The organism is Thiobaca trueperi, from assembly GCF_004342175.1.
Taxonomy (GTDB): domain Bacteria; phylum Pseudomonadota; class Gammaproteobacteria; order Chromatiales; family Chromatiaceae; genus Thiobaca; species Thiobaca trueperi.
Genome location: NZ_SMAO01000009.1, coordinates 73,498 through 86,267 on the forward strand (window position 1 = coordinate 73,498; position 12,770 = coordinate 86,267).

Consider the following 12,770-nt stretch of genomic DNA (forward strand, 5'->3'; position numbering starts at 1 on the left):
TCCTGTTAATCCTGTCCATTTATAACAGCAGCCCCCAATAACTCAGCCATCCGTTCGCCCATCAGCGCGGGTGAGCGCACAGTGACGGCCCCGGCGCGCTCCAGCGCGGCATATTTGCCCTCGGCGGTGCCCTGTCCGCCGGTGACGATGGCACCGGCGTGGCCCATGCGTTTGCCGGCAGGCGCGGTCACGCCGGCGATATAGGCCACCACCGGCTTGGTCATCCGCGCCTGGATGAAATCCGCCGCCGCCTCTTCCGCGCCGCCGCCGATCTCGCCGACCAGAATGACCCCGTCGGTTTCGGGATCGGACTCGAACAGCGCCAGACAATCGACGAAATCCAGACCCTGAATGGGATCGCCGCCGATGCCGATGCAGGTGCTCTGACCCAGACCCGCCTGGGTGGTCTGGAAGACCGCTTCGTAAGTGAGTGTGCCGGAGCGTGAGACGATCCCAATCCGCCCCGGACGATGGATGCTGCCCGGCATGATGCCGATTTTGCAGGCGCCCGGCGTGATGATTCCCGGACAGTTGGGACCGATCAGCACCGCAGACGTGTGCGCGAGCGCGGCCTTGACATGCAGCATGTCAAGGGTCGGAATCCCCTCGGTGATACAGACGATGACCCGGATCCCGGCATCGGCTGCTTCCAGGATGGCATCGGCGGCAAAGGCCGCCGGGACATAGATCATGGTCGCATCGGCGCCCGTGTCCTGCGCGGCCTGCTGTACGGTATCGAAGACCGGCCGGTCGAGATGTCGCTGACCGCCCTTGCCGGGGGTCACGCCGCCGACCAGATTGGTGCCATAGGCGATGGCCTGCTCACTATGAAAGGTGCCCTGTTTGCCGGTAAAGCCCTGGCAGATCAGGCGCGTCGTCGCATCGACCAGAACGCTCATCGCGCATCCTCCGTCAGGCGCCCAGCGGCTGCCACCACCTTGTCCGCCGCCTCGCTCAGACTGCCCGCCGTCGCGACCGCCAGCTCGCTCTCGGCCAGCATCCGTCGCCCCTGTTCGGCATGGGTGCCTTCGAGCCGCACCACGACGGGAACCGTCACACCCACCTCGCGCACTGCCTGAATGATGCCCTCGGCGATCAGATCGCAGCGCACGATGCCGCCGAAGATATTGATCAGCACCGCTGTGACCTTGGGGTCGGAGAGGATGAGCTTGAAGGCCGTGGCGACCCGCTCGGCCGTTGCGCCGCCGCCCACGTCGAGGAAATTGGCCGGCGTCCCGCCGTGGAGCTTGACCAGATCCATGGTCGCCATCGCCAGTCCCGCCCCATTGACCATGCAGCCGATGTTGCCGTCGAGACTGATGTAATTGAGTTCATGCGCCCGCGCCTGCGCCTCGCGCGGGTCTTCCTGACGCGGATCGCGCAATGACTCCAGCTCGGGATGGCGATAGAGCGCGTTGTCGTCCAGATCGATCTTGGCGTCCAGCGCGATCAGATCGCCGGTGTCCGTCACCACCAGCGGGTTGATCTCCACCAGGCTGGCGTCGCACTTGTTGAAGAGCCGATAGAGCCCGTCCATCAACCGGCCCAGCGCCTGAATCTGCGCACCTGCCAGACCCAGCCCGAAACCTAGACGCCGGACCTGATAGGGCTGCAAACCGACCGCCGGATCAACCCGCGTCAGCAGCAGACGCTCAGGCGTTGCGGCGGCGACCGTCTCGATCTCCACGCCGCCATCCGCCGAGGCCATGAAGAGGATGCGCTGCGAGGCGCGCTCCACCAGCAGGCTCAGATAGAGTTCGCGGGCAATCGCCGTCGGTCGCTCCACCAGCAGCACGTCAACAGGCAGACCTTCGGGACCGCTTTGATGGGTCGCCAGACGACTGCCAAGCAGACGCCGCGCCGCCGTTTCGACCTGCGCAACGGAATCGGCCAGCACCACACCGCCAGCCTTGCCGCGTCCGCCGGCATGGATCTGCGCCTTGACCGCCCAGCGCGATCCGCCCAGATCATTGCAGGCCGCCACCGCCGCATCCGGTGTCGTCACCGCGCTCCCGTCAGGCACCGCCAGCCCATAGTCCCGAAAGAGTTGCTTTGCTTGATATTCGTGTAGATTCATCCGCCTGCCCGAGGTCACACTGATCGACCAATAAAGATCCCGACACTTCCACCTTCAGGAGTGGCATCATTCTGGTCTAATTCCAGTCGATTGCCAAAGAAGAATCCGTTTCAGACCCGATTTGACAGCGAGACAGACGGATGTCGGACGAGCGCCCGCTCAAGACCCACACCATCAATGCCGACATGCCCCCGTTCGCTGGACGTGCACGGGCGCGGCGGCGCGGCGCCGACAGCATTGATCCGTACCCCACGTGGGGCGCGCTGCGCTGGCTGTTTCTGTTCCGGCTGCTGATGGTGGTCGGCCTGATTCTGGCGTTCTCGCCAGCCACCCTGGATCCCTCGATTCCGTATGCCGACGCGCAACTGGCGTGGAATATCCTGGCCGTCTACGCGCTACTGGTTCTGGCCAGCGGGATCGGTCTGTCGCGCCGCTGGCCGCGCCGTCCGCATCAGGTCCAGAGCGCCATCGTGATCGATATTCTGACCTATACCGTCCTGATGCATGCAGCCGGAGGGGTGACGAGCGGTATCGGCATTCTGCTGGCGGTGACGGTTGCCGCCAGCGCACTCATGATGGAAGGGCGCCTGTCGCTGCTGTTTGCCGCGCTTGCCTCGCTCGCCGTGATCGCCCAGCAGGTCTATGCGGTCATGCTCGGCGACAGCCAGTCCGCCTCCTTCACGCAGGCGGGTCTCCTGGGTCTGCTGTTTTTCGTGGTGGCCCTGCTGTCCCATGTGCTCTATCGGCGGGTGCGCACCGCCGAAGCCCTGGCGGCCCAGCGCAAGGTCGATATCGATGATCTCGCCAAGCTCAACGGTTTCATTATCCACAGCATCGGCACCGGCATCCTGGCGGTCGATGGTGAGCGTCGTCTGCGTCTGCTCAACCAGGCGGCGTTGAATCTGCTCGGCGCCGCGCCATTCAGGACCGGGGATCTGCTGTCTGATCTGTCGCCCGAACTTGCCGCCTGGGTGGCCTGCCGATTCCAGTCCGACGCGCCCCCAAGCGGCCTGATCGAAATCAACGAACGCGCCATCCATGTTTCAATGAAGCTCTTGGGCGAACGCCGCGCGGCCGGGCTGATCCTCTATCTGCGTGACAATCAGGAGGTGGTCAAAGAGGTTCAACAGATGAAACTGGCCGCGCTTGGCACCCTGACCGCCAGCATCGCGCACAACATCCGCAATCCATTGAGCGCCATCACCCATGCCAGTCAACTGCTGGTCGAAGGTCAGGGTCTGTCCGACGATGATCGTCATCTGCTCGACATCATCCGCCGCAACAGCGCCCGCATCGAGGAAACCGTACAGAGCGTGCTGCAACTCTCGCGCCGTCACCAGCGGGATCCCTGCCGCATGGATCTGAATGACTGGCTGGAGGATTTCGCGAGCGAATTCCGCGAGCGTCATGGCCTGAGCGAGAGCGTTTTCCAACTCCAGTTCGACTCACCCCGGATCGCCGTCACCGTCGATCCCCGTCACCTGCATCAGATCCTCGCCAACCTGTGCGAGAACGCGGTCATCCATGGCGGAGCGGACGGACGGTCAGTGCAGATTCTGATCCGCAGCAGCCAGAGCGCCGATCAGCACGAGCCACTGGTCGAAGTCATCGACGACGGTCCGGGAATCGATGCAGCCACGGCGAACGACATCTTCAACCCCTTTTACACGACACGGATCAAAGGCACCGGACTTGGTCTTTACATTGCCCGCGAACTCGCTGAAACGAACGGGGTGCAATTGAAATACATGCCGGTCGAGCCTCACGGCAGTTGCTTCCGGCTGCTGTTTTCGAACATGGCTCTTGCAGATTAAACCTTCTTCAGATAGCACGCCTTCAGCATGAAGCTGCCTGCATCCATTTTGCAGTCCACCTCGTGATCGCCGCCGACCAGGCGAATGCTCTTGACCCTGGTGCCCATCTTCAGCGTGGTGGATGATCCCTTGACCTTGAGGTCTTTGATCAGCACAACCGTATCGCCATTGGTCAGCACCTGACCGTTTGCATCCCTGACCACGGCCTCTGCGCTGTCATCTGGATCACTGGTCTCCGTCGGTTGCCATTCATGGCCGCAATCGGCACAGATCCGGCTGTCGCCATCCGGATAGGTATTCTCCAGGGCGCATCGCGGACAAGCGGGGAAGGTTGACATGATTCTGCCTGAGTCAAAATTGGCCGCGCATTATAGGTCGGTGCGCATGCCGGCAGCCACAGGCCATTTCATGGTGATCATGTTCTTCAAGACGACGACGGCCTCGCCGGATGCGCGGGCAAGATCGTGTGTGACTGGGGCGTCGGTTTGACGCCCCGCCAATCTCAGCGCGGGTTATAGATCTGATCGAACACCCCGCCATCGGCGAAGTGTTTCTTCTGCGCCGCCTGCCAGCCGCCCAGATCCTCGATCTTCACCAGATCGACCTCAACGAACCGGCCTTTGTGTCTGGCCGCCACCTCGGGATCGGTGGGACGGTAGAAGTTTCTGGCGGCAATTTCCTGTCCTTCCTTCGAGTAGAGGAATTCCAGATAGGCCGTCGCGACCGCGCGGGTGCCCTTCTTGTCCACCGTGCGATCAACCACGGTGACCGGCGGCTCCGCCAGGATCGAGAGCGAGGGCACCAGGATCTCGAATTGGTCCGCACCGAATGCACACGACTGATCGGAGATCGCTGCGATCCTGGGCCGGCGCCTGTTATGCCATTGGGCCCATTGATCCCTCTCCGGGGGCATCGCCTGTCTTGACAAGCGCGATGGTGCCGGAGACACAATCCCCGCCTCCTGCCGCGAGCCAAGCCCTTTCACACCCATGATCACCGCACGCACGCCCGCTTTCTGGCGGGCCACCCTGGCCCTGAGCCTGGGTTCCATGCTCACCTTCGCCAATCTCTATACCCCGCAACCCCTGCTGCCGCTGTTCGGCGCGGCCTGGGGTGTGTCCGCGACCGATGCGAGCCTGACCATCTCGCTGACGACCCTGACTCTGAGCCTGTCGCTTCTGATCTATGGCCCGCTGTCGGACGCCATCGGACGGCGCGGCATCATGCTGGTCACCATGAGCCTGACGACGCTCTGCACCCTGGCGATGGCCTTCGCGCCCGATTTCGCCACCCTGCTGACCCTGCGCGCGGTGCAGGGTCTGTTCATCGGCGGTCTGCTGGCGGTGGCGCTGGCCTATCTGGGCGATGAATTCGAGCATGAGGCGATGCTGCTCGCCATCGGGATCTATATCGGCGGCAATTCGCTGGGCGGCATCCTCGGACGGCTCATCAGCGGCGCGACCGCCTCGGTCTGGGGCTGGGAGGCGAGCTTTCTGCTGACCGGTGTTCTGAGCCTCGTCATCCTGATGGTCTTTGCCTGGATGCTGCCGCCGTCGCGCGGTTTCACGCCCAAGCCGCTGCATCCTGCGGCGATGCTGAACGATCTGGGACGCCATGCGCGCAATCCGCTGATCCTCTTCGCCTGTCTCATCGGCGGGCTCAATTTTCTGGTCTTCATCAATCTCTACAGCTACATCACCTTTCTCCTGAGCGCGCCGCCTTACAATCTCTCATCCTTCTGGCTGGGGCTCCTGTTTCTGACCTATCTCTCGGGCACCCTGACCGCTGGTATCTCGGGACGGATCGTCGGGCGCGGCTCGCAGCCACTGGCGATGGCGGCTGGCGTTCTGATGTTGATGGCAGGCACGCTCCTGACCCTGATCCCGCGACTGGAGGCCATCGTCGCCGGAATGCTGATCAACGCCATCGGCTTCTTTTTCACCCATACCCAGGCGGCGGGCTGGGTGAGCCGCAAGGCCGACGGCGCCCGCGCCAGCGCCTCGTCGCTCTATCTGATGTGCTATTACGGCGGGGCCAGCATCGGCAGTTTCTATCTCGGACCCTTCTGGCACTGGCATGGCTGGCCGGGGGTGGTGGTCGGCGCGATCCTGATGCTCGGCGTGGCGCTGGCGTTCGCGCTCTGGCTGCGCGCCCATGAGCGGCGCGACCCGGTCGGCGATCCGGTCGCCGTCACGCTGGAGGCGTCCGAGCCCAGCGCCGGTTGATGTTGCCCGCAAAACAGACTGTTTCAGCGCGCTTGTTCTGTCATTCGATTGGCCGGTTCAATCTTCAGACCGGCACGCTGGCAAGGATAAAGCTGGCGACCTCCTCATCCCCCACCCGCTGTCCCGGTTCGCCGCCAGTCAGACGATGCACGGCGACCGACGGCAGCACGGCCTGCACGTCTTCGGGGATGACATAGTCGCGCCCGGCAAGCAAGGCCCAGGCCTTGGCGGCATGCAGGAGTCCAATCCCGGCACGCGGCGAGAGTCCATAGGCAAAACGCTCCGAGCCGCGCGTGAACTGAAGGATGGCGTGAACATAATCGATGATGGGCGGCGCGGCGTGGATGCGGTTCACCGATTTCTGGAGTTCGATCAGTTGGGCGTTGGTCAGCGCCGGCTGCTGGCGCGCCACCATGTCGCGCCGGTCCTCGCCCGCGAGCAGCGCCTTTTCCTGATCGGCAGCCGGATAGCCCAGATGGATGCGCATCAGAAAGCGGTCCAACTGCGATTCGGGCAGGGGGAAGGTGCCGACCTGGAACAGCGGATTCTGGGTGGCGATGACGAAGAAGGGTACCGGCAGCGGTCGGGTCTCGCCTTCGACCGTCACCTGACGCTCTTCCATCGCTTCCAGTAATGCGCTCTGTGCCTTGGGCGTCGCGCGGTTGATCTCGTCGGCCAGGATCAACTGCGAAAAGACCGGGCCGGGATGGAAGCGGAAACCTTCCGCCGCCCGGTCATAGACCGAGACGCCGATCACGTCCGCCGGCAGCAGATCGCTGGTGAACTGGATGCGCGAATAGTCCAGGCCGAGCAGACGCGCCAGCAGGTGGGCGAGAGTGGTCTTGCCGACGCCGGGCAGATCCTCGATCAGCAGGTGCCCGCGTGCCAGCAGACAGGCGAGCGCCAGCCGTAATTCGCGATCCTTGCCGAGGATGATGGCACCGGCCTCGTGCAGGATATTCTCGGCGAGATTGGGACGGGCGGGAGTGGATGTTGGGCGTAGGCTCATCGGCGGCTCGCTGAGATCGAGGGACTGTATTGGGGGCGGAGACGGTCGAGGTCAGCGCCAATTTTCGACCTGCAATCCGGCCACCCGGCGAAATTCGTCGAGATTTGATGTGACCACGATCAGACCGCGCGCCACGCCGGTTCCGGCGATCAGCGCATCATAGGGACCGATCGGCTGACCCTGAGCCTTCAGGGCGGCACGGATCGCCGCCGCTGCCTGAGCGTCGGCGGTGTCGAACGGCAGGGTCGTCGTCACCGCGAAAAAGGCTTCCAGAATCGGCTCAAGCCTTGCTGCGCGTTGGCGATTGAGCGCCAGACCGTAAGCGATTTCCATGCGTGTCAACGAAGACAGCGCGATCAGGTCGGGCGGGGTGTTCTTGACCCGCGCCATGACGGCGGGGTGGCCCTTGACGAAGTCCGAGACGGTGCAGGTATCGAGCAGGTATGTCATGCCAGAGGATCTTCGGCTGGATGGGGCAGCGCATTGCGATAGCTTTCGAATGCGGGCGTGTCGGGCAGCCCCGTGAAGTCGAGAATCGCCTGCGGCCATTGCGGTTGGGCCTGTTGCGTCATCCAGGCGCGGACGGCCTTGCGAATCAGTGCGTTGCGCGTTTCTCCCGCCTGCTTCGCCAGTTGGTTGAGCTGTTGTCCGGTGGCATCGTCGAGATCGATATTGAAGTGCATGCGGATATAGCCATTAGCAATATACATAGCTATATGCTATGTCTGGCTGCCCCACGACTCAAGTGTCACACATTCCAGAGCGCCCAACGGTCCAGGGTGCAAGGTCGGCGGCAAATCGCCTAAACTGCCCGCCCTGCTTTTATTATCTCCCCCACGGACCTGCTTTGCGATGCTTGCAAGCGATACATACGACGTGATTGTGGTCGGCGGCGGTCATGCCGGCACCGAGGCGGCGCTGGCGTCCGCCCGCTGCGGTGCGCGCACCCTGCTGCTGACCCAGAACATCGAGACCATCGGCCAGATGAGCTGCAACCCGGCCATCGGTGGTATCGGCAAGGGTCATCTGGTGCGCGAGATCGACGCGCTCGGCGGGCTCATGGCCCGCGCCGCCGACCGGGGCGGCATCCAGTTCCGCATCCTCAACGCCAGCAAGGGGCCGGCGGTACGGGCGACCCGCGCCCAGGCCGACCGTCAGCTCTACAAGGCGGCGGTGCGGGTCGCGGTTGAGAACCAGCCGGGGCTCGCCATCTTCCAGCAGGCGGTCGATGATCTCATCGTCGAGGGCGACCGCGTGGCCGGCGTCCAGACCCAGATGGGTCTGCGTTTCCTGGCCCCGGCAGTGGTGCTGACGGTCGGCACCTTTCTCGGCGGACGCATCCATGTGGGGCTGTCCAACTATGAGGGCGGGCGGGCGGGAGATCCACCCTCCAATGCGCTGGCGCGGCGTCTGCGCGAACTCCCCTTTCGGGTCGAGCGGCTCAAGACCGGCACCCCGCCGCGTCTCGACGCACGCAGCATCGATTTCAGCCGGCTGGCCGAGCAGCCGGGCGACGACCCGGTCCCGGTCTTCTCCTTCATGGGGCGACCCGAGGACCATCCGCGTCAGGTCAGTTGTCATATCGCCCATACCAATGAACGCACCCACGACATCATCCGTTCCGGGCTCTCGCGTTCGCCGCTCTATACCGGTCTGATCGAGGGCATCGGGCCGCGCTATTGTCCGTCCATCGAGGACAAGATCGTGCGTTTCGCTGGCAAGGACTCGCATCAGATCTTTCTGGAGCCGGAGGGGCTGACGACGCATGAGGTCTATCCCAACGGCATCTCCACCAGTCTGCCCTACGACATTCAAGAAGCACTGGTGCGGTCCATTCCAGGGCTGGAGCGGGCGCACCTGCTCCGTCCCGGCTATGCGATCGAATATGATTTTTTCGATCCGCGCGATCTCAAGCCCTCGCTGGAGACGCGCCCGGTGCCGGGGCTCTTTTTCGCCGGTCAGATCAACGGCACCACCGGCTATGAAGAGGCCGCCGCGCAGGGTCTGCTGGCCGGGACCAATGCCGCGCTTCAGGTTCAGGGGCGCGAACCCTGGCATCCGCGCCGCGACGAATCCTATCTGGGGGTCATGGTCGATGACCTCATCACGCGCGGCACCAGCGAGCCCTATCGCATGTTCACCAGCCGTGCTGAATACCGGCTGATGCTGCGCGAGGACAACGCCGATCTGCGTCTGACCGTAATCGGGCGTCGGCTCGGTCTGGTCGGGGAGCAGCAGTGGCGCCACTTCGAGGCCAAATGCGAGGCCATCGAGCAGGAGCGCCAGCGTCTGCGCGAAACCTGGATCCGCCCCGAGACCCTCGATCCGGCGCTGGCGACCCAAGTGCTCGGCGAACCGCTGCGCCGCGAGGCCCGCGCGCTGGAGCTGCTGGCGCGTCCTAATGTCGGCTATGCGGGCATCCGCGCCCTGACCGGCGAGCCGCCCGCGTCAGTCTCGCCCGAGGTCGCCGAACAACTGGAGATCCAGGCGCGCTATGACGGCTATATCACGCGCCAGCGCGCCGAGATCGAACGCCAGCGCGAGCAGGAGTCAAAAGTCCTGCCCGAGCATTTCGATTTCGATCAGGTGCGCGGTCTGTCGCTGGAGGTGCGCGAGAAATTCAACCGCGTCCGACCGGCGACCATCGGTCAGGCCGCGCGCATCCCCGGCGTCACCCCGGCGGCGGTTTCACTGCTGCTGATTCATCTCAGGCGTCAGGCGGGCGCTGGATGAAATCTGTCCTGTCGCGCCCCGTTCAGTTGCCGAGATAGGTATAGCCGTACAGCCCCGCCTTCAGCTCGACGAAGAGCTGTTCGCGGGTCGGTCGGTCCAGCCCCGCCGCGTCCAGTTTGCGCCGATAGTGGGCCAGCAGGGTGCGCGGCTCGAAATGGACATAGCTCAGGAGTTCGTCGGTCGAATCGCCACGCTCGGGCTCCAGCAGCCGGTAACCGCCGGGCGCGCTGTCGTCCAGTTCCACATTGACGGCGTCGGTATCGCCGAACAGGTTATGGATGTCCCCCAGGATTTCCTGATAGGCGCCGACCATGAAGAAACCGAGCAGATAGGGCGCATGCAGACCGGCGCCCGCGTGCACCGGCAGGCTGGCCTCGACCCCGCCCTCATCGACATACTGGTCGATGCAGCCGTCTGAATCGCAGGTGAGATCATGCACCACCGCCCGCGCCTCGGGGATCTCGTCGAGACGCTGGATGGGCACGATGGGAAAGATCTGATCAAGCGCCCAGATGTCCGGCAGCGACTGAAAGAGCGAGAAATTGCAGAAGAGCTTGTCCGCCAGCAGCGCATTGACCTCGTCTGCCAGTTCGCGATGACGGCGGATGCCCGGATCGAGCCGCACGGCCAGCCGACGGCAGATGGCGAAGAACAGCTCCTCCGCCCGCGCCCGACCGGTCAGATCGAGTTGATCCTGCGCGAAGCGTTCGCGGGCGGTGTCGAGCAGTTCGCGCGATTCGGCATAGACCTCCTGTGGCGACGAATCGGCAACGGCGCGCAACTGGCTGACCAGCGCATCCAGGGTGGCATCGCCCTCGCTGTCCTGCGGCGTCACGTCCAGCCCGCCGGCCGCTTCGCGGTCGATGACATTGGCGATCAGCACCGCATGATGTGCGGTCATGGCGCGGCCCGACTCGCTGAACAGATCCGGTTCTGGCAGGCCGCGACGGCGGCATTCGGCGGCGACGGTGTTGACGATGGCGGTGGCGTAACCCTCGAAGCCATAGTTCACCGAGCAGTAATTGCGGGTGCGGGTGCCTTCGTAGTCCACCCCGAGACCGCCGCCCACGTCGATGACGCCGACCGGCGCGCCGAGACGCCGCAGCTCGGCATAGAAACGCACCAGCTCGGCCACGCCGGAGCGGATGTCCTGGAGATTCGGGATCTGCGAACCGAGATGGGCGTGCAGCAACTGGAGCCAGTCCAGCCGCCCGGCCTGCTTCAGTGTCGAAACCAGTTCCAGGATCTGATTCGCCGCCAGACCGAACTTGGCCTTCTCGCCCCCACTGCTCTGCCAGTTGCCCGCCGCCGCCGCCGCCAGCCGCACCCGCACGCCGAGCAGGGGTTCGACCCCGAGCCGTTCGGCCTCCTCCAGAATCAGCGGCACCTCGGACGGCTTTTCGATCACCAGATAAACCCGCAGCCCCAGCCGCCGCCCGATCAACGCCAGCCGGATGTATTCACGATCCTTATAGCCATTGCACACCACCAGCCCGCCGGGCGGCGAGAGCGCCAGCACCGCCATCAGCTCCGGCTTGCTGCCGGCCTCCAGGCCCGCGTGACCCGAGTGCAGGATCTCGCGCACCACGCCCGCCTGCTGATTGACCTTGATCGGATAGACCGGCTGATAGCGTCCCTGATAACCGCAGACCGCGCTGGCCTCGACGAAGGCCCGATGCAGCGAGCGCACCCGATGACGCAGGATGTCGCTGAAACGCACCAGCACCGGCAGCGAGAGCCCTTCCGCCTCGATCTGACCGGCCAGTTCCGGGAGATTGATCTCGATTGGCCCGTGCGGATCCGGGCGGGCGCAGAGATGACCTGCTGCGTTGATGCCGAAATAGCCTTCGCCCCAGCGGTCGATGGCGTAGATGTCGGTGCAGCGTTGGATGGCGTGGTCCATGAGACAGGATCTCGATCAAGATTTTGGAGCGGGGATGGTAGAGTGAATGGCAGAACCTGCCTAGTGCAGACACGGCGCACGTTTTCATCCGCCGTGCCCCTCGCTATGATGCGACTCCGACATTGCACGACAGGATCACCATGAGCGCACAGCTTCTCGATGGCCAGGCCATCGCCGCGGATCTCCGCGCGTCAATCAAAGAAAACGTCGATACCATTCTGGCTGCGGGAGGACGCCCCCCCGGACTCGCGGTTGTGCTGGTGGGCGCCAATCCCGCGTCGCAGGTCTATGTGCGCAACAAGCGCAAGGCGTGCGCCGAGGTCGGTTTTCACTCCGTCCTGCACGAACTGCCGGATTCCACCAGTCAGACCGATCTGCTCGAACTGATCGACCGGCTCAATGCCGATCCCGCCATCAATGGGATTCTGGTCCAGCTCCCGCTGCCGGCTCATCTGGACGAAATGGCCGTGACCGAGCGTATCCTGCCGACGAAGGATGTCGATGGGTTCCATCCCTACAACGTCGGGCGGCTGGTCTTGCGGACGCCGCTGCTGCGCCCCTGCACGCCCAAAGGCATCATGACCATGCTGGCGCGCACCGGGCGGCAACTGGAAGGGCTCGACGCCGTCGTCATCGGTCAGTCCAACATCGTCGGGCGACCGATGGCGCTGGAACTGCTGGCGGCCCGCTGTACCGTCACCATCTGCCACAGCCGGACCAAGGATCTGGCTGAGAAGGCGCGCAACGCCGATCTGCTGGTCGCGGCAGTGGGGCGTGCGCGCTTCGTGCCGGGCGACTGGATCAAGGAAGGCGCCATCGTCATTGATGTGGGCATCAATCGCGGCGAAGACGGCAAGCTGGTCGGGGACGTGGATTTCGCCGCCTGCGCCGAGCGCGCCGCCTGGATCACGCCGGTCCCCGGTGGCGTCGGTCCCATGACCATCGCCACCCTGCTGGAAAATACCTTGCAGGCTGCCGTGCTGCATGCAGGCGAGGCACACTGATGCAG

General features: G+C 64.3%; 12 protein-coding genes. 4 read left to right on the forward strand and 8 right to left on the reverse strand.

The genetic code is table 11. From position 1 onward, the window contains the following. Window positions 1-5 precede the first annotated feature (5 nt). A complete protein-coding gene (gene sucD / locus EDC35_RS15640) occupies window positions 6-899 on the reverse strand; it encodes a succinate--CoA ligase subunit alpha (protein ID WP_132978199.1) in 894 nt (297 codons plus the stop codon). After that, window positions 896-2,095 (reverse strand): ADP-forming succinate--CoA ligase subunit beta, encoded by a 1,200-nt coding sequence (gene sucC, locus EDC35_RS15645; protein ID WP_279388005.1) that lies wholly within the window; start codon window positions 2,093-2,095, stop codon window positions 896-898. The genes sucD and sucC overlap by 4 nt, the downstream gene beginning before the upstream one ends. Window positions 2,096-2,217: 122 nt before the next feature. Here sucC and EDC35_RS15650 point away from each other — a divergent pair, with 122 nt between their 5' ends. Continuing rightward, window positions 2,218-3,891 (forward strand): sensor histidine kinase, encoded by a 1,674-nt coding sequence (locus EDC35_RS15650; protein WP_341539444.1) that lies wholly within the window; start codon window positions 2,218-2,220, stop codon window positions 3,889-3,891. Here the strand turns inward: EDC35_RS15650 and EDC35_RS15655 are convergent. Together EDC35_RS15655 and EDC35_RS15660 are read right to left on the reverse strand one after the other, a co-directional pair. Next, window positions 3,888-4,229, reverse strand: coding sequence for a zinc ribbon domain-containing protein YjdM (locus tag EDC35_RS15655; protein ID WP_132978201.1), 342 nt, complete (start codon window positions 4,227-4,229; stop codon window positions 3,888-3,890). The genes EDC35_RS15650 and EDC35_RS15655 overlap by 4 nt on opposite strands. A gap of 164 nt (window positions 4,230-4,393) precedes the next feature. Beyond that, window positions 4,394-4,693 (reverse strand): hypothetical protein, encoded by a 300-nt coding sequence (locus EDC35_RS15660; RefSeq protein ID WP_341539445.1) that lies wholly within the window; start codon window positions 4,691-4,693, stop codon window positions 4,394-4,396. Between the two features lie 187 nt (window positions 4,694-4,880). On the opposite strand from EDC35_RS15660, the gene EDC35_RS15665 reads away from it, so the two are divergent. After that, entirely contained in the window at window positions 4,881-6,116 is a 1,236-nt protein-coding gene (locus tag EDC35_RS15665; protein WP_132978202.1) for an MFS transporter, read from the forward strand. Between the two features lie 64 nt (window positions 6,117-6,180). Here EDC35_RS15665 and EDC35_RS15670 read toward each other — a convergent pair whose 3' ends face one another. The 3 genes from EDC35_RS15670 to EDC35_RS15680 are packed head-to-tail and all read right to left on the reverse strand — an operon-like array spanning window position 6,181 to window position 7,835. After that, window positions 6,181-7,125: an AAA family ATPase gene (locus tag EDC35_RS15670; RefSeq protein ID WP_132978203.1), complete on the reverse strand. Its 945-nt coding sequence runs from the start codon at window positions 7,123-7,125 to the stop codon at window positions 6,181-6,183. 51 nt (window positions 7,126-7,176) lie between these two features. Continuing rightward, window positions 7,177-7,575 (reverse strand): type II toxin-antitoxin system VapC family toxin, encoded by a 399-nt coding sequence (locus EDC35_RS15675; protein ID WP_132978204.1) that lies wholly within the window; start codon window positions 7,573-7,575, stop codon window positions 7,177-7,179. Next, the gene (locus EDC35_RS15680) at window positions 7,572-7,835 is read right to left on the reverse strand and encodes a ribbon-helix-helix domain-containing protein (protein ID WP_132978205.1); all 264 of its coding nucleotides are present in this window, start codon (window positions 7,833-7,835) and stop codon (window positions 7,572-7,574) included. Before EDC35_RS15680 ends, EDC35_RS15675 begins: the two co-directional genes overlap by 4 nt. Window positions 7,836-7,977: 142 nt before the next feature. Between EDC35_RS15680 and mnmG the strand changes: the two genes are divergently transcribed. Continuing rightward, window positions 7,978-9,858 (forward strand): tRNA uridine-5-carboxymethylaminomethyl(34) synthesis enzyme MnmG, encoded by a 1,881-nt coding sequence (gene mnmG / locus EDC35_RS15685; RefSeq protein ID WP_132978206.1) that lies wholly within the window; start codon window positions 7,978-7,980, stop codon window positions 9,856-9,858. Between the two features lie 22 nt (window positions 9,859-9,880). On the opposite strand, the gene speA is transcribed toward mnmG, so the two are convergent. Beyond that, window positions 9,881-11,761, reverse strand: a complete 1,881-nt coding sequence (gene speA / locus EDC35_RS15690; protein ID WP_132978207.1) for a biosynthetic arginine decarboxylase — start codon at window positions 11,759-11,761, stop codon at window positions 9,881-9,883. A 140-nt stretch (window positions 11,762-11,901) separates the two neighbouring features. Between speA and folD the strand changes: the two genes are divergently transcribed. After that, window positions 11,902-12,765: a bifunctional methylenetetrahydrofolate dehydrogenase/methenyltetrahydrofolate cyclohydrolase FolD gene (folD, locus tag EDC35_RS15695; RefSeq protein ID WP_132978208.1), complete on the forward strand. Its 864-nt coding sequence runs from the start codon at window positions 11,902-11,904 to the stop codon at window positions 12,763-12,765. Window positions 12,766-12,770 lie beyond the last annotated feature (5 nt).